General features: G+C 63.6%; 32 protein-coding genes. 22 read left to right on the forward strand and 10 right to left on the reverse strand.

Annotated features, from left to right (window positions below):
- Positions 1 to 8 precede the first annotated feature (8 nt).
- Positions 9 to 713 carry an SDR family oxidoreductase gene (locus EN818_RS11245; protein WP_095808917.1) on the reverse strand — a complete coding sequence of 235 codons (705 nt, stop codon included), beginning with the start codon at positions 711 to 713 and terminating at the stop codon, positions 9 to 11.
- Positions 714 to 843: 130 nt separating this feature from the next.
- On the opposite strand from EN818_RS11245, the gene EN818_RS11250 reads away from it, so the two are divergent.
- Positions 844 to 1,761 (forward strand): LysR substrate-binding domain-containing protein, encoded by a 918-nt coding sequence (locus EN818_RS11250; protein WP_176478473.1) that lies wholly within the window; start codon positions 844 to 846, stop codon positions 1,759 to 1,761.
- A 170-nt stretch (positions 1,762 to 1,931) separates the two neighbouring features.
- Here the strand turns inward: EN818_RS11250 and EN818_RS11255 are convergent, their stop codons facing one another.
- From EN818_RS11255 to EN818_RS11265, 3 genes are all read right to left on the reverse strand, one after another.
- Positions 1,932 to 2,375, reverse strand: coding sequence for an SRPBCC family protein (locus tag EN818_RS11255; RefSeq protein WP_095808918.1), 444 nt, complete (start codon positions 2,373 to 2,375; stop codon positions 1,932 to 1,934).
- Positions 2,376 to 2,634: 259 nt separating this feature from the next.
- On the reverse strand, positions 2,635 to 3,900 hold the full coding sequence (gene dinB, locus EN818_RS11260; RefSeq protein ID WP_095808919.1) for a DNA polymerase IV: 1,266 nt from the start codon (positions 3,898 to 3,900) through the stop codon (positions 2,635 to 2,637).
- Positions 3,901 to 4,190: 290 nt separating this feature from the next.
- Positions 4,191 to 4,571 carry a cupin domain-containing protein gene (locus tag EN818_RS11265; protein ID WP_095808920.1) on the reverse strand — a complete coding sequence of 127 codons (381 nt, stop codon included), beginning with the start codon at positions 4,569 to 4,571 and terminating at the stop codon, positions 4,191 to 4,193.
- Positions 4,572 to 4,991: 420 nt separating this feature from the next.
- Between EN818_RS11265 and EN818_RS11270 the strand changes: the two genes are divergently transcribed.
- Positions 4,992 to 5,183: a hypothetical protein gene (locus EN818_RS11270; RefSeq protein ID WP_095808921.1), complete on the forward strand. Its 192-nt coding sequence runs from the start codon at positions 4,992 to 4,994 to the stop codon at positions 5,181 to 5,183.
- Positions 5,184 to 5,309: 126 nt separating this feature from the next.
- On the opposite strand, the gene EN818_RS32645 is transcribed toward EN818_RS11270, so the two are convergent.
- Entirely contained in the window at positions 5,310 to 5,585 is a 276-nt protein-coding gene (locus EN818_RS32645; RefSeq protein WP_095808922.1) for a hypothetical protein, read from the reverse strand.
- A 365-nt stretch (positions 5,586 to 5,950) separates the two neighbouring features.
- Here EN818_RS32645 and EN818_RS11280 point away from each other — a divergent pair, with 365 nt between their 5' ends.
- Positions 5,951 to 6,184 (forward strand): polymerase, encoded by a 234-nt coding sequence (locus tag EN818_RS11280; protein WP_095808923.1) that lies wholly within the window; start codon positions 5,951 to 5,953, stop codon positions 6,182 to 6,184.
- Positions 6,185 to 6,397: 213 nt separating this feature from the next.
- Entirely contained in the window at positions 6,398 to 6,628 is a 231-nt protein-coding gene (locus EN818_RS11290) for a hypothetical protein (RefSeq protein ID WP_095808964.1), read from the forward strand.
- Between the two features lie 84 nt (positions 6,629 to 6,712).
- Here the strand turns inward: EN818_RS11290 and EN818_RS11295 are convergent, their stop codons facing one another.
- Positions 6,713 to 7,930, reverse strand: a complete 1,218-nt coding sequence (locus tag EN818_RS11295) for a hypothetical protein (RefSeq protein ID WP_095808924.1) — start codon at positions 7,928 to 7,930, stop codon at positions 6,713 to 6,715.
- A gap of 279 nt (positions 7,931 to 8,209) precedes the next feature.
- On the opposite strand from EN818_RS11295, the gene EN818_RS11300 reads away from it, so the two are divergent.
- The 6 genes from EN818_RS11300 to EN818_RS11325 all read left to right on the forward strand — a co-directional run bounded on the left by EN818_RS11300 (position 8,210) and on the right by EN818_RS11325 (position 12,730).
- Entirely contained in the window at positions 8,210 to 9,463 is a 1,254-nt protein-coding gene (locus tag EN818_RS11300; protein WP_095808925.1) for a pilus assembly protein TadG-related protein, read from the forward strand.
- Positions 9,464 to 9,468: 5 nt separating this feature from the next.
- Positions 9,469 to 9,912, forward strand: coding sequence for a TadE/TadG family type IV pilus assembly protein (locus EN818_RS11305; protein WP_095808926.1), 444 nt, complete (start codon positions 9,469 to 9,471; stop codon positions 9,910 to 9,912).
- Between the two features lie 16 nt (positions 9,913 to 9,928).
- Positions 9,929 to 10,393, forward strand: a complete 465-nt coding sequence (locus tag EN818_RS11310) for a TadE/TadG family type IV pilus assembly protein (protein ID WP_095808927.1) — start codon at positions 9,929 to 9,931, stop codon at positions 10,391 to 10,393.
- 456 nt (positions 10,394 to 10,849) lie between these two features.
- Positions 10,850 to 11,641 carry a hypothetical protein gene (locus tag EN818_RS11315; protein WP_095808928.1) on the forward strand — a complete coding sequence of 264 codons (792 nt, stop codon included), beginning with the start codon at positions 10,850 to 10,852 and terminating at the stop codon, positions 11,639 to 11,641.
- Between the two features lie 287 nt (positions 11,642 to 11,928).
- Positions 11,929 to 12,117 carry a DUF1059 domain-containing protein gene (locus tag EN818_RS11320; RefSeq protein ID WP_095808929.1) on the forward strand — a complete coding sequence of 63 codons (189 nt, stop codon included), beginning with the start codon at positions 11,929 to 11,931 and terminating at the stop codon, positions 12,115 to 12,117.
- Between the two features lie 205 nt (positions 12,118 to 12,322).
- Complete coding sequence (locus tag EN818_RS11325) at positions 12,323 to 12,730, forward strand: hypothetical protein (RefSeq protein WP_095808930.1); 408 nt, start codon at positions 12,323 to 12,325, stop codon at positions 12,728 to 12,730.
- A gap of 219 nt (positions 12,731 to 12,949) precedes the next feature.
- On the opposite strand, the gene EN818_RS11330 is transcribed toward EN818_RS11325, so the two are convergent.
- Together EN818_RS11330 and EN818_RS11335 are read right to left on the reverse strand one after the other, a co-directional pair.
- Entirely contained in the window at positions 12,950 to 13,219 is a 270-nt protein-coding gene (locus EN818_RS11330; protein ID WP_245420638.1) for an exopolysaccharide production repressor protein, read from the reverse strand.
- 708 nt (positions 13,220 to 13,927) lie between these two features.
- Positions 13,928 to 14,161: a hypothetical protein gene (locus EN818_RS11335; protein WP_245420641.1), complete on the reverse strand. Its 234-nt coding sequence runs from the start codon at positions 14,159 to 14,161 to the stop codon at positions 13,928 to 13,930.
- A 325-nt stretch (positions 14,162 to 14,486) separates the two neighbouring features.
- Here EN818_RS11335 and EN818_RS11340 point away from each other — a divergent pair, with 325 nt between their 5' ends.
- The 7 genes from EN818_RS11340 (at position 14,487) to EN818_RS11370 (ending at position 18,065) form a co-directional block, all read left to right on the forward strand.
- Entirely contained in the window at positions 14,487 to 14,810 is a 324-nt protein-coding gene (locus EN818_RS11340; RefSeq protein ID WP_348628776.1) for a hypothetical protein, read from the forward strand.
- Between the two features lie 170 nt (positions 14,811 to 14,980).
- Positions 14,981 to 15,172 carry a hypothetical protein gene (locus EN818_RS11345; RefSeq protein WP_095808933.1) on the forward strand — a complete coding sequence of 64 codons (192 nt, stop codon included), beginning with the start codon at positions 14,981 to 14,983 and terminating at the stop codon, positions 15,170 to 15,172.
- A gap of 164 nt (positions 15,173 to 15,336) precedes the next feature.
- A complete protein-coding gene (locus tag EN818_RS11350) occupies positions 15,337 to 15,522 on the forward strand; it encodes a DUF3606 domain-containing protein (RefSeq protein ID WP_095808934.1) in 186 nt (61 codons plus the stop codon).
- A 682-nt stretch (positions 15,523 to 16,204) separates the two neighbouring features.
- A complete protein-coding gene (locus tag EN818_RS11355) occupies positions 16,205 to 16,507 on the forward strand; it encodes a DUF982 domain-containing protein (protein WP_095808966.1) in 303 nt (100 codons plus the stop codon).
- Positions 16,508 to 16,534: 27 nt separating this feature from the next.
- On the forward strand, positions 16,535 to 16,822 hold the full coding sequence (locus EN818_RS11360) for a DUF982 domain-containing protein (protein ID WP_095808935.1): 288 nt from the start codon (positions 16,535 to 16,537) through the stop codon (positions 16,820 to 16,822).
- 199 nt (positions 16,823 to 17,021) lie between these two features.
- A complete protein-coding gene (locus EN818_RS11365; protein ID WP_095808936.1) occupies positions 17,022 to 17,375 on the forward strand; it encodes a GYD domain-containing protein in 354 nt (117 codons plus the stop codon).
- 153 nt (positions 17,376 to 17,528) lie between these two features.
- The gene (locus tag EN818_RS11370) at positions 17,529 to 18,065 is read left to right on the forward strand and encodes a J domain-containing protein (protein WP_129552833.1); all 537 of its coding nucleotides are present in this window, start codon (positions 17,529 to 17,531) and stop codon (positions 18,063 to 18,065) included.
- A 946-nt stretch (positions 18,066 to 19,011) separates the two neighbouring features.
- Here EN818_RS11370 and EN818_RS11375 read toward each other — a convergent pair.
- On the reverse strand, positions 19,012 to 19,866 hold the full coding sequence (locus EN818_RS11375; protein ID WP_135904475.1) for a DUF1236 domain-containing protein: 855 nt from the start codon (positions 19,864 to 19,866) through the stop codon (positions 19,012 to 19,014).
- 221 nt (positions 19,867 to 20,087) lie between these two features.
- Here EN818_RS11375 and EN818_RS11380 point away from each other — a divergent pair, with 221 nt between their 5' ends.
- Positions 20,088 to 20,387 (forward strand): DUF1236 domain-containing protein, encoded by a 300-nt coding sequence (locus EN818_RS11380; protein ID WP_095808939.1) that lies wholly within the window; start codon positions 20,088 to 20,090, stop codon positions 20,385 to 20,387.
- A 225-nt stretch (positions 20,388 to 20,612) separates the two neighbouring features.
- Positions 20,613 to 20,834 (forward strand): hypothetical protein, encoded by a 222-nt coding sequence (locus tag EN818_RS11385; RefSeq protein ID WP_095808940.1) that lies wholly within the window; start codon positions 20,613 to 20,615, stop codon positions 20,832 to 20,834.
- A gap of 200 nt (positions 20,835 to 21,034) precedes the next feature.
- On the opposite strand, the gene EN818_RS11390 is transcribed toward EN818_RS11385, so the two are convergent.
- Positions 21,035 to 21,532 carry a DUF982 domain-containing protein gene (locus tag EN818_RS11390; RefSeq protein WP_245420642.1) on the reverse strand — a complete coding sequence of 166 codons (498 nt, stop codon included), beginning with the start codon at positions 21,530 to 21,532 and terminating at the stop codon, positions 21,035 to 21,037.
- A gap of 147 nt (positions 21,533 to 21,679) precedes the next feature.
- Here EN818_RS11390 and EN818_RS11395 point away from each other — a divergent pair, with 147 nt between their 5' ends.
- The 3 genes from EN818_RS11395 (at position 21,680) to EN818_RS11405 (ending at position 22,652) form a co-directional block, all read left to right on the forward strand.
- Entirely contained in the window at positions 21,680 to 21,979 is a 300-nt protein-coding gene (locus EN818_RS11395; protein WP_095808941.1) for a DUF1236 domain-containing protein, read from the forward strand.
- A gap of 77 nt (positions 21,980 to 22,056) precedes the next feature.
- Entirely contained in the window at positions 22,057 to 22,266 is a 210-nt protein-coding gene (locus EN818_RS11400) for a hypothetical protein (protein ID WP_095808942.1), read from the forward strand.
- A gap of 104 nt (positions 22,267 to 22,370) precedes the next feature.
- On the forward strand, positions 22,371 to 22,652 hold the full coding sequence (locus EN818_RS11405; protein WP_095808943.1) for a DUF2934 domain-containing protein: 282 nt from the start codon (positions 22,371 to 22,373) through the stop codon (positions 22,650 to 22,652).
- Positions 22,653 to 23,007: the final 355 nt, after the last annotated feature.

Raw genomic sequence — 23,007 nt, forward strand, 5'->3', positions numbered from 1 at the left:
GCTCTACCTCACACCGCCCTCGTTATTCCGCCGTCGACGCGGATGTTCTGGCCGGTGATGTAGGCGGCGCCATCCGAGGCGAGGAAAGCGATCGTCGCGGCGATCTCTTCCGAGGTGCCGTAGCGCTTCATCGGCACACTGTCGCGTCGCGCTTCGGTCTCCGGGAGGCTGTCGATCCAGCCCGGCAGCACGTTGTTCATGCGGATGTTGTCGCCGGCATAGGTGTCGGCAAAGATCCTAGTGTAGGCGGCGAGCCCGGCGCGCGCCACGGCCGAGGTCGGGAAGGCGGCGCTCGGCTCGAACGCCCAGGCAGTCGAGATGTTGATGATAACGCCCGACTTTTGTTTCTGCATCACCGGCGTCACCAGCCGGGTCGGACGCACGGCGTTGAGGAAATAGGTGTCGATGCCCTTGTGCCAGTCCTCGTCGCTGATCTCGATGATCTGCGCCCGCGGCCCATGGCCGGCGCTGTTGACCAGCACGTCGATGCGGCCCCAGCGCTCCAGCGCGCCGTCGGTCAGGCGCTTGAGGTCTTCGTTCGACTGGTTGGAGCCGGTGACGCCGAAGCCGCCGAGCTCCTTGCCCAGCGCCTCGCCCTTGCCGGAGGAGGAAAGCACGCCGACCTTGAAGCCGTCGGCCGCCAGCCGCTTCGCCGCCGCCGCCCCCATGCCGCTGCCGCCCGCCGTCACAAGAGCCACTTTTTCTATCGCCATGTCGCTATCGATTCCTGCCTGTCAAAGGCGAAGAAGCCGCCTTTGCGCTGAAGTTCCTGCTCTGTTATCATGAGCGGATCGATCGCGCGAACCAGTTTCGCTTTTTTTATCCAGTAGAAAAACTACTCGCATGGCGGATGGTATCGGAAGGCTCCCTTCGCTCAACGCGCTCCGCGCCTTCGAGGTGGCGACGCGCCATCTCAATTTCCGGCTTGCCGCCGAGGAACTGCGCGTCACCCAGGGCGCGGTCGCGCAGCAGGTGAGGGGGCTCGAGGCCGAGCTCGGCCTGAAGCTGTTCGAGCGCCAGCCGCGAACGCTGGCGCTGACCGAGGCCGGGCGCGGCTATGTCGCCAATGTGCGGCGCGCCTTCGAGCTGATCGCCGAAGCGACCGAGGCGCTGCGCCCGGAGCCGCAACATATCACCATCAGCGTCACGCCGACCTTTGCCTCGAAATGGCTGATCCCGCGCCTGCCCGACTTCACTGCCGCCCATGCCGACATCGATCTGCGCATCGTCGCCAGCGACCGCATGGCCAATTTCCAGACCGACGCGGTCGATCTTGCGGTGCGGCTCGGGCGGCCGCCCTTCGGGCCTGGCCTCAGCGCCGATCTTCTGTTCGAGCAGGAAATCGTCGCGGTGGCGAGCCCGCTGCTCGTCGAGAAGCTCGGCGTCCCCGACGCCGCGGAAAGGCTTACCCGCTATCCGCTGCTGCACGATTCGCATGGTTTCTGGCCGCGCTACCTGGAGCTGGCTTTCCCCGGCCACGTGCCGACCGCGGCCAAGAACATCCGCTTCAACCAGACCTCGCTCGCCATCGAGGCCGCCATCGCCGGCCAGGGCCTGGCACTCGCCAGCCTCTTCTTCGTCGAGGACGACATCGCATCGGGCCGGCTGGTTCGGCCGATCCCCGCCGTGCTCGCCCCCGGTTCGGATTTCTACGTGGTCTCGCCGCGCAAGCCACGCCATCCGGCTCCGGTCGCGGCGGTGAGCTCCTGGCTCGCCGACTTGGCCGGTCGGGGCGGGTTGAAGCAGCGGCGAAGCGCTTAATCTCCCCCCTCGAGGGGGAGATGGCCGGCAGGCCAGAGGGGGTCGCCGCGCATGGAACGCCAACCTCCATTGCGCAACGAGGCCGAGCCCAGTCGGACCGACCCCCTCTGTCGCCTTCGGCGACATCTCCCCCTCGAGGGGGGAGATCGGCGTCCCGCCATCGCGACCCTCTACTGATTGATCTCGGGCTCGACCAGCCGCGCCAGGTTCTTCAGCGATTCCTGCCAGCCGAGATAGCAGGCCTCGGCCGGAATGGCGTCGGGAATGCCGGCCTGGGTGATGTTCAGCTCGGTGCCGACCGAGACCTTCTTCAGCTCCACGGTCACCTGCATCTCGCCGGGCAGGTTGGGGTCGTCGAACTTGTCGGTGTAGCGCACGAGCTCGCCCGGAACGAGCTCGACATAGTCGCCGCCGAACGAATGGCCGTCGCCCGTGGTGAAGTTGCGGAAGGACATCCTGAACGTGCCGCCGACCTTGGCCTCCAGGTGATGCACCGTGCAGGTGAAACCGTTCGGCGGCAGCCATTTCGCCAGCGCGTCCGCCTCGATGAAGGCGCGGTAGACTTTCTCGGGCCTTGTTGCCAGGACGCGGTGCAGGCAGACAGTGCTTGGCATATCGTTTCTCCTGTTGATTGCCGGTCTATGCTCCAAGGACGAGCGAGGCTTGGCAAGACCGACATGGGGGCGGAATTTTTTGAGTGTACTGCCAGGCGAAAGCGGCGGAGCGCGTGATCTCCCCGCTCGAGGGGGAGATGCCGGGCAGGCCAGAGCGGCCCGACCGGACTCGGCCTGATTGGAGGTCGGCGTTCCACGCGCGAGGACCCCCTCTGACCGCTTCGCGGTCATCTCCCCCTCGAGAGGGGAGATCAAGCGCTCACAGCTCCTTCTCGGCCAGTTCCCTGAATTCGTCCGGCACCGAGCGCGCCGCCTCCAGCGCCGCCGTGCCGTAGCCGACGGCCTGGCGGCCGAAGCGCAGGCGGATCTTGTCGACGGCGCGGTCGGCGCCGAAGCGGGCGAGCCCGCTGCGGCTGCCGGGCTTAAGCTTCTCGTCGGCCAGCCCGAGCGGCAGTTCGAGCTGCAGCTCCGGCGTCTCCTCCAGATGCGAGACCGAGATCGCCAGCAGCGAGATCTCCTTTTCTCGCGCGTTGGCGGCCAGCACGCCGCGCACCAGCTCCTCGGCGATTTCGGCCAGCATGTTGGTTGCCGCTATCGGCTGCTCCAGCGTTACCGAGCGGGTGACCGCGCGCATGTCGGCGAAGCGCACGCGCACCGTCACCGTGCGTCCGGGCCGGTTCTTGGCGCGCAAGCGGCTGGCGACGCGGTCGGCCAGATGCAGCAGCGTCGGCACGAAGACGCTGGGCAGCGCCGGCTTGCGGCCGAGCGCCGACTGCGCACCGGCCGAAATTGCGCGCCGGTGCGTCTCCAGCCGGCGCGGGTCGCGGTTCCAGGCAAGTGCTGCCAGCTTCTGCCCGGCGGCGTGGCCGATCAGCCGCTCCAGCGCGCCGCTATGCGTGCGCGCCAGCTGCCCGATCGTCTCGACGCCGATCTCGGCCAACCTTGCCCTGGTCGCCGGTCCGACGCCCCACATCAGCGACACCGGCAAATCGTGCAGGAACTCGATCTCGGTGCCGGGCTCGACCACCACCAGCCCGTCCGGTTTGGCCACCTGCGAGGCGATCTTGGCGAGATGCTTGGTGCGGGCCACGCCGATCGAGATCGGCAGGCCGAGCTCGGCCTTGACGCGGCGGCGGATGGTCCTGGCGATCTCCTCCGGCGGCCCGAACAGATGCGTGCAGCCGGCGACGTCGGCGAACGCCTCGTCGATCGAGATGCGCTCGACCAGGGGCGTAAAGTCGTCGAGCACCTTGATGGCCGCGTCGCCGAGGCGCTGATACTCGCTGAAGCGGCCGCCGACGAAGATCAACTGCGGACAAAGCTCGCGCGCCTTGCGGCCGGGCATGCCGCCGCGCACGCCGAAAATCTTCGCCTCGTAGGAGGCGGCGAGCACTACGCCGCCGCCGACGGCGATCGGCTTGCCTCTGAGCGACGGGTCGAGCAGTTGCTCGACCGAGGCATAGAAGGCGTCGAGGTCGGCATGCAGGATGGTGGCGGCGCCGGCGGTGGCGTTCGTGGCAGGCATCCCGCGCTCCCGGCTCCATCGCCGCACCGCATCGCAGCATTAGTAGCGACTGTTGCAAGAGGGATATTTACCAGAACATAATGAGAACAAAACCGGTCTGCTTGTCAAGTTGCCGTGTGGCGCCAGCCGTCTTCCCCTTGCGGGGGAGATGTCGCCGAAGGCGACAGAGGGGGTCGTCGCGCGTCAAGCGCCGACCTCCTTCGCCCCCGCAATAGGCCGAGCCCAGTCGCACCGACCCCTTCTGGCCGCTTCGCGGCCATCTCCCCCTCGAGCGGGAGATAACCGGCGCGCTATGCCGGCTTGGCGTATTGCTCGGCGCTCAGGACCTCGATGCATTGGAAAGGCTGGTTGCCTTCCACCCAGGCGTCGTGGCCGGGCGGGATGGTGTAGGACGAGCCGGCCTCGAAGGTCTTTTGCGTTCCGTCGGTCATGCGGATGGTGATCTTTCCGGATACGACATAGCCGACATGCGAGACCTGGCAGCTCTCGGTCTTGACCACCGGCTTCACGCATTCGGACCAGCTCCAGCCGGGCTGCATATTCATTCGTGCCAGGGAGTAGCCCGGCAACCGCACGATCTCGACACGCGTCTTGGCGGGCGAGCGGACCTCGTCGGGATTGTCGTGCGACTTGGACTCCAATTTGCTGACGGTCATTGCGGTTTCGGCCATGGCACTCTCTCCCCTAGCAAAAGCGGCGCCTGACGCAGCGATCGCCGGCGACCGCTGCCCGACTCATACGCCCGCTCATGAGAAATTGCTAATATAGTTGGGGAGCGTCACGGCTCCTCTCAATTTTTTGATTGCATCTTATCCGAAGTTAATGCGCAATCGGATTGTTCGATGCTTTCCTGGCCCTCGCGCTGGCACGACGATGGTTGAGGGACCATCCGTTCCCGCCCGAAAGGGAGGATTCGATGCACCCTCGACGAACAGTCTGGGCGACACCGTCGCAGCCCACGCAATCCCCGATCAGGACGATCCCGAACTTGGTCGGGCGCGCGCCGCGCGTCAGGCCGGGCGAGACGTAGCCGGGCGGGGGAAAAGACCATTGGGCGCAGGATAATCAACGAACAACCTGGGAGGAAACCGATGCTTCATGAGGCTCCGAAAACGGATGCCCGTCCGCCGGTCATTGCTGCCCGGCGGGCTCCGCCGGCGCTGCGCCAGTGCTGCGACAACTACATTTGCCCCACCTGCAGCCAGGTGGTCGAACTGACCGATTTCCGCCAGGTGGTCTGGCATCAGCAGCCCGGCCATCAACCCATGCAATTGGAGGACTGATCGGGCCGAGTGCGGGAAGGCTGCCCGGACGTTTCTGTTGCGAAAAAAGGGCCCGCGCTCGAGGCGCGGGCCGAGTTTGAGTAGCCGGTATATCAACGCAACCCGGCACGATTGGTTGCGCCGCTATCAGCCGCCGTTGGCCGGTGCTGGTGCCGGCGCCGGTGCAGGCGCGGCCGGGGCTGGCGCCGGGGTGGTCGTCGGCGCGGAAGGCGTCTCCACCTTGGGCGCCTCGACCTTCGGCGTGTCGAGCTTGACATTGACGTCTGTCGAGCCGCCGCCGCCACCGCCGATATTGATGACGCCGGTGAAGAACAGCAGCACCAGGATCGCGACGATGGCGAGCACGACCGCGATGGCAGTGCCGCCGCTCCCGCTGTTCACAACTGTAGGTCCGTCGGCCATGACTTCCTCTCCTTTTGCCGATTTCGATGCTGGCCAACGGAGCCAAAGGATGATTGTTCCGGCGCTCGGGCCACGGTCCATGGCGCCCCTGGGACTGAAGTCTCACCCTGCGACGCAGAGGCCCGAAATGCCGGATTTGTTGAAACAACCTACGCGGCAAATCATTGGGCCGCAGACCGTCGAGCACAGTCCCTTCATCGGCGGTTGACCACGAGGTGCCCGCCATTTCCTGCGATATGGCGGGCATCTCCTCACAGCATTTGCGGCCGGGCGCAGTCGCTTCGTGTCGCGGAAATGCGGCTAAAACAGATGGTTAGAGCCGGATGCCGATGTCGATTTGAGGCATCCTGCGTCAGGAGCGCTCCATGCAACCGGGCGAAATGATCGCGAACGCCTTCGCCGTTCTCCTGCTGGCGGGATTGATCGCCGGCATCTTTCTCGCCTTCGGCAGGCCGCTCTGGCCGGAGCCCGGCGCGCAGATGGTGGTCCTGCTTCCCGTCGATCCGTCGACGACCGGCTCCATGCGCCAGTCCTGCATGGAACCGTGCCTGCCGTTCCACTTCGATCTCAGCCATGCGCCGGCGCGGCCGCAGCGCTAAAAGCGCCTCGCGCTGACACGGATCCAGGCGATACGCTTTGGGTCTTTGTTTTTATGCATGTCGTTTTCGCAAAACCGCTGCACACTTTCGCGCGACATGCAGTGATGCACGTCGCCCGGAACCGCTGCGCATTTCCGTGACCGCGACGCGCGGGAACCGCTTCGCCCATCGCGCCGTTGATTCGCGGAAGGGATGTTGTGGGCGGAGGCCGCCATGGACAACTTCGAACTCATCGATCTTCTCTGCGTCGTCGACGCCTGCGCCAGCGATCGCTCGGCCGGGCGCCTCGTCTCGATGTCCAAGGCAGTCGAGGAACTGCGCGTGCTGACCGGCGATTTCGTCTCCTCGGACGAGGCGGCCGTGAACGCCCTGAGCCAAGTGGCCTTGCAGCGCGGCTGCGCGGTGCTGTTCGACGAACAGCCGGGCGCGGATATCGTGGCGTGACACAACAGACCACGCCGGCGATCTATGTGAGACGATCCGCTCTGGCCGCTTCGCGGCCATCTCGCTCGAGAGGGAGATCAGCGATCACTTGGCCAGCGTGATCATCCGGCTGGCATACATCTCCCGGCTGCCGAGTTCGGCCGCGCAGTCCGACTTGAACGCCGAGTTTCCCGTGATCTGCACCGTGTCGCCGACCAGCCGCAGGCAGCTGCCTTGCGAATTCATGTCGGAGTTGCCGGCATAGGTGATCGTGGCGTCGGGGGCGTAGATGAAACCGCTGATGACCGAGCCGGCTCCGCCGTTCAGCGTCAGCGCCGACGTGTTGCCGTGGGGCTGGTAGATGGTGATGCCGGCATAGGGGCCGGTTGTCATCGGCGACAGGTTTACCTGCTCGTTGGCGTTGATGTAGATCTGCGAGCCTTCCATCAGGAAGAGCGTCACGCCCGCGCCGGTCAGCGTGCCATTGCCGCCGGGCTTCACGCTCACTCCGCGCAGGATGTAGACGCCCGGGTTGAGAGTGATCTTCCCGGTCCAGCTCTTGTCGCAATAGGTGCCCGGCGACAGCGTCACCATCTTGCCGTTGGGCATCGATTTGCAAGTCCCGAGCGCGGGAGGGACGACGTCGGCCAGTGGGTCGAAGGACGCGTACTGGTTCTCCAGCGGCGTGCCGCAGGTGAGCGTGGCGCTGGGCGGTGTCATGCCTTCGGTCTCGCCGACCGTCGAGACGCAGGCGGCGCTGACGACGGCCGAGCCGCCGCGGTTGACGGCGTCCGAGGCGTCGGAGTTGGCGGCGATCACGCAGCCATTCATGGCGACGCTGGTCGTGCCCTGAAAGTTGACGGCATCGTCGGCATGCTCATTGAGCGCCAGCACGCACGCTTCTGCCCCTGGTTTGATCTTGACCGAGGCGGAGCGCGTCGCCTGCCAGTCGGACGCGCTGCTGATAAAGGACGGGCGGCTGATGCTGGACGACAGCGCGATGGTGTAGCCGCTCGGACTGCCGCTCGCCGTCGCCTGGAAGGCCGAGACGCTGCCCGCATACTCCCCGGCGTCGGCGACGCTCATATTCGCCGCGAAGAAGGTCTGGCCGAGCTGCTGCACGTCGCTCGCCGACATGCTGGCCATGTATTTCGTGCCGATGGCGAGGCCGGCCGCATCGAGCGAGTTCTGCAATTGCGCGGCGTCGTCGCTGGTGCCCACCAGGTTGACGGCGCCGGCCACGGCAAGCATCAGCGGCACCGCGGCGACAGCGGTCGCCACCGCGAAGTTGCCGCGCTTCGAAGCCCAGAATTGCGCAAGCATGGAAAGCACCCCTCGCCGGATATGGCAGAGTGATACGTCAGCGGCCTCTACGAGCGATTTCCGAAAAAGTTAAAATGCAAAAAGTCTAAAATATAAATGTTTTCCGTGGTTTGAGCCTTAAGTCCTAGCGGCGATGGGTCTAAAGTCTTACTGTTTGCGCCACAAGTCGGTGAGACTGGCCTCTGCAGTCTGACCTTCGCAAGTCGAGCGAAAAAATTAGGCATTCCTTTATCCACGGGTGATGACGTGGTCGCCGGGATAGCTTGGGCGCGCTCGGCCATGACACAACTCGGTCGGATCATCAAAAAATTCCTCTCTCGCGGCTTGCGGAGGGGGGAGGGCGGCAATGTCGCCACCATCTTCGCGCTGACCCTGCCGATTGTCGTCGGCGGGGCCGGGCTCGGGGTCGAGACGTCCTACTGGTACTATTCGAGCCTGAGGCTTCAGTCGACGGCGGACGCGGCCGCCTATGCCGGCGCCGTGGAGAAGTCCTGGGGCTCCGACACTGCGACCATCACCGCGGCCGCCACGGCATCGGCGACCGAAAACGGGCTGGGCACGGGCACCATCACCGTCCACACGCCGCCGACGTCGGGGGCTTATACGGCAAAGAAGGCGGTCGAGGTAATCCTCAACCAGAACCTCGACCGGATGTTCACCTCGATCTTCTCATCGAGCAAGGTGCCCGAGCAGGCCAGGGCAGTGGCGCTGATCACCGACGCCTCCTACGCTTGCGTGCTGGCGCTCAGCAACTCGGCCGCGCAGGCGGCGCTCTTCTCCGGCAACACCACCGTCAAGCTCAACGGCTGCTCCGTCATGTCGGATTCGACCGCCAGTGATGCCATCACCGTGCAGGGATCGGCGGGTTTGGCGGCCGACTGCCTGATTTCGGTCGGCGGCATGGTGCTGAACAACCCAGTGACCACGAAATGCGCCTCGAAGATCACTCAGGCGCTGCCGGCGTCCGATCCGTTCGCGAACCTGCCGGCGCCAACACCCAGTGGCGGTTGCAAGAACGTTAACGGCAGCAAGACAACGCAAACACTGCAGGCCGGTACATACTGCAGTGGCATGAACCTCAATGGCAATGTCGCGCTTACTTCCGGCACTTATATCGTGCAGGGCAATTTGAAGATCAATGCCGGCGCGGTCATCACCTGCGCCTCACCCTGCACCAACGGCGTGACCATCTACATGTCGGGCAGCAACACCGTCAGCATCAACGGCAACGCCACGGTGACGCTCAGCGCCCCGACTTCCGGAACCTATTCCGGCGTGCTTTTTTACGGCGACCGGACCGGGACTGCGGCACAGAGCACCTTCAACGGCACCGCGACCTCCTCGCTGACCGGCGCCATCTACTTCCCCAAGCAGCAGGTCAACTATCTCGGTAATTTCTCCGGCCAGAACGGCTGCACGCAAGTCGTCGCCGACACCATCAAATGGTCCGGCAACTCCACCATCAATCAGGACTGCTCGAGCCTTGGGATGAGCGGCATCACGGCCGCGTCGTCGATAAAGCTCGTCGAGTAGGCGCCATGCAACCACCGGCGACCCGTTTCCGCAGAGACCGATCCGGCGCCGCCGCGGTCGAGTTCGCGCTTGTGCTGCCGGTGCTGTGCGTCGCCCTGCTGGGCACCGTCGATGGCTGGTCCTACGTCACCCACTCGCTCTCGATGCGCGCCGGCGTGAAGACGGCGGCGAATTTGGTGCTGGCGGGCTCCAGCGACGACAACGCCACGCAAGCGGCCGCGCTGGCGAGTTGGGAGAAAAAGCCTACGGACGCGGCCGTCACGGTGAACCGCGTCTATAAATGCGGGACGATTGTGGTGGCGTCGGCGTCGACCATGTGCGCGGGATCGAAAGTGCCCACGATCTACGTCGAGATCCAGGCGTCGGGCACCTGGACGCCGCCCTTCAGTTTCGGCCCGTTCCCGGAGGACACGGCGATGGACCATCAACAGGTGGTCCGTGTCCGCTAGGCGAAGCCCGGGAAAAATGCGCAGCGGTTTTCTGACCCCAATTGCGTCTCGCTGCAAGCGGCTGAATCCAAAGGCGTTTGCCGGCAATGTTTCGGGCGGCGGCGCCATCGAGTTCGCGCTGATCGCGCCTGTCCTCATCATGCTGTTGTTTGGGATTTTCGCCTTCGGCTGGTCGATGAATTCCAACTCCAGCGTTCGCTACACGCTGGAGGCCTCCGCGCGCTCGCTGCAGCTCAACAACACGATGACCCAGTCGCAGATCCAGGCGATCGCGACGCAGAAGCTGACAGCGCTTGGCCTCAAGAACGTGAGCGTGACGATTGTCACCGATCCGGCAAGCGGCGGCTTCTGCATGGCGCACCTGACCGCCAGCTACGCCTACGTCATCGATTTCCCCTATTTCGACCAGTTCCCGATCAACTATTCGACCACGGTCTCGGTGCCGAAACTCAGCAGCGTGGCGGGAGCTTGCCCGACCTGAAACGCAGTTGACGCCGAACCGGCAATGCGAAACTTCGCATGCGTCCTTGCGCCTTGCCTACCTTGCAGGCCGGCCACACCAACGTAAGCACGAGCGGGCCAGTTTGTGCCGCCGCGATCTGCTGCTTGAGCGTCACAAGCCATTGATTTCAGCACCTTTCACCTGTTCGTTCACGCCGTTCGCGAGCCGGAAAACCCGCTCCTTGGGACCATGGTCGGGGAGGACATGGGCACTCATTGTTGCAAACGGCCGAGCGCGCCTAAGGCCTTTGATTTAATCAGCAATTTCAAGGACATAAGGGGCATTCTGCGACGCTCTGCAGGCCTGCGGGGCAGCTTGCTCGCACATCGCTACCGCAACTGTCTAAAGTTTACTGCATTCAGTTAGGGAATTCTCATACGACACGCCGTAGCGGTCGGGTGAGGTGGCGATTTCAGTAGACCCGCAGGAGGTATTATGAAAATCCGAAAAATCCTTTTCACATCGCTTGCCGTTCTGGCGCTCGCGGCGGCTCCGGCGATGGCCGGCGGCAATGGCAATGGCGGCGGTCATGGTGGCGGCAATGGCGGCGGCAATGGTGGCGGTCACGGCCATGCCGGTGGCAATGGCGGCGGCGGCAAGAGCAGCGGCAAGAGCGGCGGCAGCGCCACGCACGGCAAGTCGGCGTCAGCCAAGGGCCAGCTCGCGAAATCGCAGGTGGACGACGACACCGATGACACGGCGACGCCGAAGGAGAAGAACCTCCATGCCAAGCTGGGCCGGCTGAATTCATTGCAGCGCAACATCAACGCCTACCTGAACTCCAAGAGCCCGAAGTTCGCCGCCGTCCAGGCCTATGTGACGCAGGCTGCGGCAGCCAAGAACGCGCAGGCCGCGGTTGAGACCGCGCAGCAGGCCGTAGACGACGAACAGGCCAAGCTCGACGCGCTCAACCAGCAGCTGACAGACCTCAATAACATCGACCAGTCCCAGATGACGGACGACGAGAAGGCGGCACTGGCCGACCAGATCGCGGATGTCGAAGCACAGATCGCGGATCAGCAGACCGCGGTGGATGATGCCAACCAGGCACTCACCGATGCCGAGACCGCGGCTGCCAACACGCCAGCTCCCGACGATCAATCGCTCGACGAGGCCCTCCAGGACATGGCCAACAAGCCGGTCGACCAGGAGGTCACGGACTGGGCCAAGGACGTGCTGTCGCAGAAGATCGACGAGGCCGCCGCGGCGACGTCTACGACGCCGTAAGTCGGGCGCTACCACCGACCAGAGGGTAGCCGTAAGTCGGGTGCTACCGACCAGAGGGTAATAATTGATGCCGCCGTTCCCCCCGGCGGCATTTTTCGTGGCAGCAAAGAAACGGCAGCAATGAAGCTGCCGATCTCTTCCCTCCTGGGGGAGATGCCCGGCAGGGCAGAGGGAGGCGCTGTCCCGCCGGCGTCTCAGATCTCGCTCCGGCTTTCGTCAGGAAAGCCATTGACAAAAGCCCGACTCCGCTCGCTCATTTAAGCACTCTCTAATGTGCGGAGCCGGCAATGCCATATACGTATCGGTGCAGAGACTATCCGGGGATGGAAGCCTGTCCGGGAAGCTTCACGGCGCAAAGCGCGGAAGAGGTGATGAAGCATGTCGAGCTTCACGCCAAATCGGCTCATGGCGAAGATCCCGGTCAATGGTCCGACGAGGAGCGCAAGCAACTCGAGGCGATGATAAGCGCCAGCTAGCCGCGCCTTTGAAGGCCGCGCCATCCCTCTTCGGCTACCCGAGCCCCGGGGCTGAACCCTCGCTTGGTGCAGGTCCGTCGAAGCAGCCCTGGCTTCGACAACGCTGCGCAAAAGCCGCCGCCGCCACAACCGCGCATTGGCTAATATGCATTGCGACGTGTAGACTTGGCAGAGTCGGGTTTGACTGGGCATTGGGAGGACAATCATGCCACGGGTTTCGGAACTCTTCTTCAAGACGGCCATCGTGTTTCTCGTCCTGGGCATAGCGGCCGGGCTGCAGATGGCGATTTCGGGCGATCACGGCGCCTTCCCGGCGCACGCCCACATCAACCTTCTCGGCTGGGTCACCAGCGCGATCTTCGGCGGCTATTACGCGCTCAACCCGGCCAAGGCCGAGCGCCGCGTCGCCATGATCCATTACGGCCTTTACACGGTCGGCATCGTCATCATGCTGCCGGCGCTCTATTGGATGCTGGCGGCCGGTCATCCCGAGGTCGAGCCGGTCGTGGCGGTCGGCTCGCTGATCGTCGCCGCCGCCGTGCTGGTCTTTGCCTTCGTGGTGTTCTCGTCCTCGGTCCCGGTGCGTTCGGCCACGCCCGCCACTGCGCGCTGACGGGGCGACGGAGCGCGTGATCTCCCCCCTCGAGGGGGAGATGTCGCCGAAGGCGACAGAGGGGGTCGCCGCGCGTGGAGCGCCAACCTTCATCTGCCGCGAGAAACAGGCCGAGTCCGGTCGAACCGACCCCCTCTGGCCTGCCGGCCATCTCCCCCTCAAGGGGGGAGATCACGCGCGTCGCTGCACGGATATGACTTTCGGTTACTGGAAGTCCCGTTAAGGCATCTGCCTCGGGAACAGCCGCGCAATCAGGGCATGGATGATGCCGTCGCGCTCGAACGGGCCCGGCAGCTTGGCCGGCCCCGCGGTGGCGTCGGACTTCGACTCGTCGGCCGACCGGCTCTCGCCATGCACCAGCCACAGCACGGCCGTGAAGTAGCCTGCCTGCAGCACGACGGCCGCGAGGAATGTCCAGCCCAAAGCTGCCCAGACCGATCCGGTGCTCACCAATGTCCAGCCCAGGATCGCGAGAAGTGTCGCCGTCATTCCCACAAGAAATTGCGGAAAATACATATGCCCATCGAACACTCCCGGCGTTGATGCCGGCAATGTCCGCCCGTGTCTCTACCCGGTTTGAGCCTTGCACCTTTCAGGCACGACCGCAAGTTGGGAACAATGCCAATGTGTGCGGCCCATTGACGTAGGACTTACGTCGTAGGCCGCCAAATGGCAAGCGCGCGCTTCAGCAAGCCGCCTGCCGTCCGAAGAAGCAGAACCTTCGAATTTGCGTCTGTGGGGCGGCCGCCATTTGGCGCAGCCGGCCTTTCCAGGCTCCTGGCCGATGCCCGGCGGGACCATCGCCTGAGGACTTTTGCGCCCGGAACCAAGTTTCCGGCGGTCCGTTCCCAACTCGTGCAATTGAGGAGGCTCTGATGGATCGCAGCGTCTACCAGGCGCGCTGGATACTCGCGCCGATACTTGGCTTCAGCGTCGTCTTTTTCGCTGTCGGACTGCTGGTCGGCTAGCGTCGGCGCTGCGGGGAACGCGCCCTGAAGGCCTTTGGAAAGACCCGGCCCGCTCGATCGAGCTTGGGCTCAGGATCAGCGGGCCGGGCACTACCCCATGCCGGGGGGCGGGCAGAGGCAAAACAACATTGCGCCGCCGGCCGCCATCTCGCCATAACAAGCGTTACAGCATGTCGCGCAAAACTCTGCAGCGGTTTTGCGAAAACGACATGCATGAACACTTAGCCGCTCACTCTGAATTCCGCAGCCGTTCCAGATGGGTGATGTGTTCGAGTTGGATCGCCTGGAACTCCTGCAGCATCTTCACCGCCTCGTCGGTAGGGTGGCCATGTTCGGCCAGCCGCTCGATCAGATCCCGCTGGCGAGCAATGCGCTCTTCGCCTTCACGGACGTGGCGCTGTGCCATTTCCAGCTGGGTTTCGCGGCGCGGCATAGCGCCGAAGCATAGCAGCGGCGGCAGCATCGGAGAACTAGGCCCGTTGCCGTGTCTGTGCTCCAGCAACGGGCCTAGTCTGTCCGGCTTGCCTTGTCGGTGGACACATTGGCAGCAAACCGGACGTTCCCCAACAACCGGGGCAGAGCCCCACCCGTAGCCCCACTGTGCGGCTTGATTCCGGGCCGCGCTGCAACAAAAGTTAATTGACCCGGGGCGACTGAAGTCTGACGTTCGAACGCATTGGTCCCAGCATCGACGATCGGTTGGTCGTAGGGCCGGTGGCGCTGCTGCATGGCGGCTGGGCCGAACTTCCCGAAACGCCATATTAGCAGCCGCTTGACGACGTCCGTGCGTGCTCCAGACTCATGTCATGGCTCGGGGCATCAAGATCGGCGACGAGGTCGCCATTACCGCGACTGTGCGCCGACGCGTGACGGAAGACAGGATCAGCGTCACCATCCCGTCCTACGGATTTCCACACTCGCTCGTCGACCGGACGTCGAAGGTCAAGAAGGGCCAGCTGATGGAACTCATCGGCGACGTCACGCATGTCGACGGCGAGTGGCTGACGATCAATCTGGGTGTCCCGGTGACGGTGAACGGGGATACGGTTCGCCTGGTGACAGCCTACAAGCCGCCGGCCCGCAAGACGCCGCTCATCGACAAGGCGACGTGAGGGCCGGGCGCGCGCCTCCATGAGATGCTGCAGCGGCCTGAACCGTGGCGCAGTCTGATGCATGTCGTTTTCAGCGCGACGCGCTTCAGGGGCAGGGCGGCGACGCAAGAATTTTCACGCATCCATCATAGTTAATTCCCGGCCGCAGCGCTGGGGCCTAACCATGTCGGATGAAGAGCTACATCGTTGAAATCATGTCCGGTGACGTCGTGACCTCATCGCAGTTGGTGGAGGCGCACACGGCGGCCGCCGCAGCAGCCCGGGCAACCGGCCGCGCCGTCCGCATTCGGCGCGACGAGGTGCTTTGGGTCAGGGTCACCGACGCCGCGAACGGCATCGTCTACAAATACGCCTTCCAGTAGATTTTACGCATATGCCCGGAACTGTGCAGCGGTGCCGGGACAGCGAGGTGGCCCGAGATCAAGGACCTGAAGCGCGTCGCCCGAAGCCGTTTCATCGCGGCGAGCGTGGCGGCTTGGAACAATTCCCACGTCGTGGCTGTTGGTTCTGCCAAGGAGGAACAAACATGGCTGACGACAGGATGAAGCGCGACTTCCGCGACCGCGACCGCGTGTCGGCGGATGAGGACTATGAGGTCCGCTATTTCGCCAAGCAGCACCGCATCACGCCCGAGCAGGTTCGGGAACTGATCGGCGCGCATGGCAACGACCGCAAGACGCTGGAGCGCGAGGCCAGGAAGCTCAGAGGGTGACGAGGCTTTTCAGATCTGGCCCGCGCGGCGCGTGATGTGGCGCTGAAGATGTGTCGAGACTGACGGGCCCCGGAGCCCGGCCTGTCGTACTGATTTTGGGGGCACATTTCGCAGGCCGGGCCTTACCCCGAGTTTCGGGATGAGCGGGGCAAGGATCTATAATGCGCCGTCTGCCTTCGCTTCGCCCTAACATTTGTTAGGGATTACTAATATTAGAAGATGCAGGGCTCGCCCGTTGCACCTTTTCGGTGACCTGCGTCCTCCACCGAAACGTTACGCAGTTTGGCGAGTGCATTTGCCCGCCGAACGCCGGACTACCCGCAATAGGATAGCTGCGCACTACCCCTTCTCCTTATGGATGCATTTTGGCCGTTTCGGCGGTGGCGTATATTCTTCGCAGCCGGTGTCCTGATAGCGCGGTCCCCCTAGCTACCCGCCGGTTAGGCCCGGTCGCCTGCGATCCGCGAACCAACATGGGTAGCCGGGCCGCTCCCGCCTTCTTCATTGGCTTTCCGCGCGCAGGCAGCGCTTTTTGGCAGGCCGAGGGGTCCTCACGATGGCCGATGCGCCAAGCTCTTGACGGTCAAAAATGTCGAACCCATATCGCCTTTCGGGCGGAACCGCGCTGTCGGTCGCCGCCTTCACCCGAAGCAAGAATTGTTCGTTCGATTTGGAGGATCCTATGAACGATCGGATGTTCGACAGCCCTGTTCTGGTAAAGAGCGGGAACAGCGTCATTGAGGAAGTCGCTTGCCTGGAAGACGCCCTGGAATTCCTGTACGAATGGCCCAAAAACAGACGCGGTCCCATCTACGAGACGGCACTTCGCGCATGCCAGCGAGCATTCGACAGCGACTACCCGCTGAAGGCGGCCCGAGACGCCTTTTGCGGTTTTGCGAAAGCCGCCAGAATCCTTGAGGAAGCGGCCGCGGGACTGCCTTGGATGACCTCCAAAGGCGGCCGCAGCGGCGGCTTGGTGGCCTAGAACCGTTGCCGGACAAGGGAGTTCGCGATGCTGGCCAAACCCTTCGAAACGCCCATCCGAGTCTGGGTCGGTTTGGGCTTCCCCCGGCAGTTGAACACGGTGGTCGACGCCTACCAGTTTGCCATCGACTGGTGCGGCAACAGCCCTGAGCAGAAAGCGGCGATCCGCGCCTGCAAGGCCGCGTTGGTCGGCGACATCGACGCCGAAACCGCAAGAGGCGTCTTCGTGGCCTTTGCCCGCCGCAAGGACATCCTCATCGAGGATGATGGCGCAATGCCTCCCGTCATCAGCGCAGGGCAGTCGAAACACGCCTGACGTGACTGAGGCGGCTCCCTATGCCGCCTCGTCCGTTCCAAGCACCTTCGCGTCTCTGCAGCGGTTCTGAGACAGCGATATGCATCAGCACAAGAAACATGAAGCGCGTCGCCGTTTCAGCGCGACGCGGCTTTAGACCCGGCCGTCGCCTCGACGGCCGATCCCCTGTATACTTGCCGCAAACCAGGGAGGATCGATCATGCCGTTATACCTGACCAGGTTCAGCTACACGCCGGCAACATGGGCCAAGCTCATCCACAACCCGGAGGACCGCCGAGAGGCGGCCAAGCAGTACATAGAATCGGTCGGCGGGAAGTTGCATGGCTTCTGGTACGCCTTTGGTGAGCACGACGGCTATAATCTGTGGGAGGCTCCGGACAACGTGTCCATGGCCGCGACGGCGCTCGCGATCGGCTCGGGCGGCGCGCTGAGCTCCATCGAGACGACTGTCCTGCTGACCGTGGAGGACACGCTTGCCGCGCTGCAAAAGGCATCGTCGATCAAGTATCGACCGCCGGGAGAACAAGCGAAGCCGACCGAACCCAAAGGCTAACCGCAGGGTCGAGGCGAACGGCAACGCCATGCGCCTACTTTAATGCATGTCGCCGGAGCCGCGATTGTCGCCGGCCGTCCGGCGGCTTGCATGGGCGGGGCGCTTGAGTAATGCTGTCTGTGGGGGGTGGTGTGATTCTTTGGAAGCACCACGATGTTCATCGACTACTACGAACTTCTGGAAATAAGTCCGCGGGCCAACTCGGAAACGATCGAACGCATATTTCGCTATTTCGCCATGCGCTACCATCCCGACAATCGGGACACCGGCGATGAGGCACGTTTCAGCGAAATCGTCGAAGCGCACAACACGCTCAAGGATCCGGTCAAGCGCGCCCGGTACGACATTCAATACAACGACCGGCTGGAGCATCGGCGCGAACTGGCCGAGGAGGCCAGCGATCCCAAGAGCATCGAACGGGATTCGACCATTCAGGCGAAAGTGCTTTCGCTCCTCTATGTGCGGCGCCGACAGGACGTCAACAGTCCTGGCATCGGCGACGAGGAGCTCGAGCGCCTGTCAGCCTGTCCGCGCGAGCATCTGGAGTTCCATCTCTGGTATCTCAAGGCAAAAGGCTGGATAGCCAGGATCGAAAACGGGATGTTTGCCATCACGGTCGACGGCATCGATCGCGCCAACGCCGAGCATCGTGGCAACGCCCCCGTCACCAGATTGCTGAACCACAGCTAGACGGTTCGGGACAGCGTCGCTTGGCCAATTTCAGCCTGGCGCCCATTAAGGGTGCGAGATTAACCAATCGTAGACCGCGCTGTCCTAATCTGAGACAGCGCGGTCTGCTGCAGACTGGCCGCGCAGGCGGCTCCGGCATTCAGGCAACCCTACCCCTGGTCGGAGCCGCCACTTTCTATATACCAGCAGCGGTTGAATCAAGCCTTACCAAGCATCCTTTCCAGTGTATTTCCCGGATCGGTCGGCTTCGACGGTTCGACGGCCCCGGGCGCCATTCGTCTCGCCAGCGGGCTCCTTCTGTTCGCGTCATGTTCGAAATAGAAGCTGTTGCTAAAATATACCTGTTCACGGCCGTTTGGATGAGAGGAGGGGTAACCGAAAGAGGTAGGGAACATTGCCCCCGACGCGCGGTTCGGCACATGTCGGCTTGCGTAAAACCCCTCGCACGCAAGCCGGCCTAGTCCCAAACTTGCCCGCTGGCTCAGCCAAGCGGGCTTTTTTGCGATCTTCCGATTGTTGCCGATTGGCGCCGATTATCGGGGGCGGCCGCGCCAGCTTTGGAATGGGTTTGTAGCCTGCCAACGCTGCGCTCGGCGCCTTGGCGGCGCGTGAGCGGAACATAGGCGGCCCGGCCCGCTTATCGTAGTGTGACACAGGATAGTGCGGGACCGGGCCTACCCTGCGGCAAGGCAGGGCAGGCGTATGGTGCATCTCTGCCCCGGTCTCGCGTTAACAAATGATAGTCCTCCCAAACAAATGATAGTGGAAGGTTACTGCATGTCGCGCAAAACTGTGCAGCGGTTTTGCGAGAACGACATGCATAAAAAGATAGACCTATAGCGCGTCGCCTGGATCCGTTTCAGCACGCCGCGCTTTAGCTTCCGGTTTCACGAAAAAAGGCCCGCCATGCCGGGGGCGCGGCGGGCCTTGGGGCTGGTCTCGCCTATCAGGTCAGGATCAGCACGATCGTGTAGGTGTTCGGATCGACGATGACGATGCGTCCGTCGGCGAGCACGAAATACTCGTAGCTCTCGTAGGCCGGAATGATCTTGACGATACGCGCCGGCAAGCGGTGCAGACGGATCTTGTGGCGCGGCACCTCGACGCCGACCGAGATGTCGAACGTCACATCGCGAACCGGCTGGACCTTGGTCTCGTGGATGATCTGCGTGATCTGCGTCTTCTGCTCGACGGTCACGTTGGTGATCGAAGCCGTCTTGTCCTGATCGGTCTGGACCTTGGTCTCGCCCTGAGCGTTCTGCTCAGTGGTGGTGCCGGTCTGACCTTGAGCGTTCTGCTCGGTCTGCATCTTGGTGGTACCCTGGGCGTTCTGCTCGGTCGCCGTGCCGGCCTCGCCCTGCGCCTGCTGCTTCTTCTTCAGCTGCGTGTTGTCCTGGGCATTCTGCTCAGTGGTGGTGCCGGTCTGGCCCTGGGCGTTCTGCTCGGTCTGCATCTTCGTGGTGCCCTGAGCGTTCTGCTCGGTCGTCGTGCCGGCCTGGCCCTGGGCCTGCTTCTTCTTCTTCAGCTGCGTGTTGTCCTGGGCATTCTGCTCAGTGCTGGTGCCGGCCTGACCCTGGGCCTGCTCATCGGTCTTCATCTTCTGCTTGCCCTGGGCCTGCTCTTCGGTCTGCTTCTTCATCTTGCCTTGGGCCTGTTCGCCCGCCTTGCCGCCCTTCGGGCAGTCGGCCTGGCCGGCCGCGCAATTGTTGTCGCCGCTCGGCTGCACGGCTTCGGTCTGCGCCATCGCGGCGCCGCAACCGACGCCGAGTGCAATCATGCTCGTGATAAGCAGGTGTTTCATCGGAGTTTCTCCTCGGAAAGTCGGTCCCTTCGCTGGAGTAACCCGCCTTCAAACGCATTGTTCCGAAATCGTCCGGCGGGCAACGCCTGGCGCGGCCGGGTGAAACCGGCGCTCCGATTTGCAAGGAACAAGCCCCGTCCGCTGGCGTTAGGGCCAGTGCCGCCCGGCTGTGGAAATCGCAGGCGCAGCGCAGGAGGCGATTATCCACAAGGAGACGATCGATGAAACTGCATCTCACCACCGCCGCCGCGGGCCTTCTGCTTCTTGCCGGCATCGGCGCGGCAGCCGCCCAGGATGTCATCATCCAGCCCGAGCAGGAAACGGTGATCCGCGAATATGTGCACAAGCAGCCGCTGGCCTCGGTGAAGGTCCCGGGCGTCGAGCTCAATGTCGGCACCGTTCTTCCCGACACTGTCGAACTGCACGAAGTGCCGAACGTCCAATACCGTTATGTCGTCGTCGACAACCGCACGGTGGTGGTCGACCCCGGCACGCGCAAGATCGTCAAGGTCATCGACTGACAAAGATGATCGCCGGCCAGGCCCGCTGCTCGCCGAGCGGCGGGCCTGAGCGTGTATTACTTTGTTACCAACAGCTAACGGAACCTTTCACTCTACAGCGAGTTTGGCGCTCTGTATTCGCGATCCCTTATATAAAGCGATGCCTCATATACAACACAACTTTGGGCAGGATGCGGATCGGGCGGCGGCAAAACGAGGACGGGTTGGGGGAGGAGACTGACCAAAATGTCGAAACGAGAAGTCGGAACATCCCAGTCGCTTGGGATCCGAGTCGCCGATTTGAGAGCCAGGATGCGGGACGCCCGGATCACCGAACATGAGATGAAGGCCTTCCAGAAGGTCGCGGCCATAATGGGGGGCGGCGACGGCTCCCTACGCATCGATGCGGACGATCTGATCGCCGCATCCTTTGTCACCGAGTCGTTCAGCGAACCGACGCCGAACTGACAGCGGACCATCCTCGTCAAGCGGATCTGTCCAGGCCGCCCGATTGGTTTCGGCGGCAAGCGCCGCATTGCGCTTCCGCCAGGCTTGTATGGAAAAGGCCGCGGGCCGGCACAGGAGGGCCAGCTTCTTTCTCGGGCTTTTGCGCGGCCGCGAAGAGGCCGCCCCGCCGCTAACGTTCCGCCGAGGGTTCGCCCGAACCCTCAGAGCCGCGGCTGGTGGTCGCGCCTTGCTTTCATGCGCCTGATCTTGGCTTCGCGCAGCGCCGTGACCGGGTCGATGCCGGTCCACACGATTCCGGCCTGCTCGGCGAAGCGGATGAAGGCGCGCCTTGCCGCGCTGAGTTCCACCTCGCCGGTGCGCGCGGCCTCGCAGGCGCAGAGCGCGATCCTGTGGCTGCTGCCGCGTGCCGCGGGCGGCCATTCCTTGAGGAAGTTCTGCATCTGCGCCAGCGATGTGATCTCGCGCTTGAACCCGGCCCCGACGGCGATCGCCACCGGGGCCCGCAGCGCAACGTCGCTTTTGACGAGTTCATTCATGGCTGCACCTTTTAGGCACTCCTGCGCGTCAGCGACGCGCTTTAAGTGTTTGTTTTCGCGCATGTCCCTGAACCGCCGCGCAGTTTTGGGCGACACGCTCTCAAGCTGCTCAATGCGGAGCGGTTGAAAGGGTTCCGCCGGCCACGCCGGCAGCCAGATCACGCCTCTGCAGCCAGCAATCGGGCATCGCCGGCGGAACAAGAGCCGGGCGCCGACGTTTGCCCATCGAGCTCGCAAGTTTGACCTGTCGATGTTTCCGCTGCCGGCGGAGGCAGGGGCGAAGCTCGCTTAACCAACAGGAGACTTACGATGAAACGCTTTCTCATTCCTGCCGTCACCGGCGTTGCCCTGATGGCCGGCCTCGGCCTAGCGGCTGCGGACGAGGTGATCATCACCCCCGAGCAGCAGACCGTCGTCAAGGAATATGTTCACAAGCATCCGATCGCCTCGGTCAATATCCTTGGCCTCGAGCTTGGTGTAGGCTCGACCGTGCCGGATACGGTTGAGCTGCAGACGGTGCCGGACGTTCAGTACAGATACGCTGTCGTGAACGATCACACCGTGTTGATCGATCCGGGTACGCGCAGGGTCGTCCAGGTCATCCAGTGACGACTGCGCCATGACCAACATGCCCTCCCGCCGTCCAGCGATGGCGGGAGGGTGTTGGCTTTGGGAGGAGCATTGGCATGCATCATCCACATGTCGAATCGCCTGACATTGCCAAGAACGTGGACCAGCTTCTGGCTGAACACCGCACCGGACTGCTGTCGATGAAGGACGCGATCGCCCTCCTGCGCCAGCGCACCGGCACCGAGCGTTCCGACGCGGATTTGGCCGCGTTGATCACGAAAAAGGCAGCGCATCTTGGCGTCGCCGTCGTTTCCAACGACCGCTGAAGAATTCGCGCACGAACTCCAGCGCCGCCGCCCCGATGTGCAAGACGGCGCCGTAAAATTCGGCTAAGCTTCCCTCCGAACCGGTCCCAACCACGGAGGCGACAGTGACGGACGACAGGCAGGAACGCATTCGCCGGCGGGCGCACGAGATCTGGGAACAGGCGGGGCGGCCGGAAGGCTCGCATATGGAGCACTGGGACCAGGCGACGGCGGAGATCGACGGCGAGAAGCAGCCGAAGTCCAAGGCCGCGCCCAAGAAGGCTGCCGCCTCCAAGGCTGCTGCCGTCCCCAAGGCTGCTGTTGCCAAGACCGCCAAGCCCAAGCCAGCTCCCAAGGCAGCCCCCAAATCAGCAAAGGCGCCAGCCAAGCCGAAGGCCAAGAGCTGATTCTGCGGCGGTCGTCAGGCCGCTGCCGTTATCCGATGATCCTGGCGTGGAGCGCCTCATCTCCTCCCTTGAGGGGGGAGATGTCGCCGAAGGCGACAGAGGGGGTCGCCCCGCGTGGGGCGCCAGCCTCCATTTGCCAAGAAGCAGGCCGAGCCCAGTCGGACCGACCCCCCTCTGGCCTGTCGGCCATCTCCCCCTCGAGGGCAGGGCTATCGCATATGAGTAAGCGCCTGGATGAGGTAGTCGTCATTCCAGGCGCATTTCTTGATGCGGTGGCTAATGGGGACTTTGTCGACATCGGCGCCCTGAAGGATGTTTCTGGCGATGCGGTTGAGGAGCGCGGTGTTGGCGGGAG

It is taken from the genome of Mesorhizobium sp. M3A.F.Ca.ET.175.01.1.1, assembly GCF_004791945.1.
Classification (GTDB): Bacteria; Pseudomonadota; Alphaproteobacteria; order Rhizobiales; family Rhizobiaceae; genus Mesorhizobium.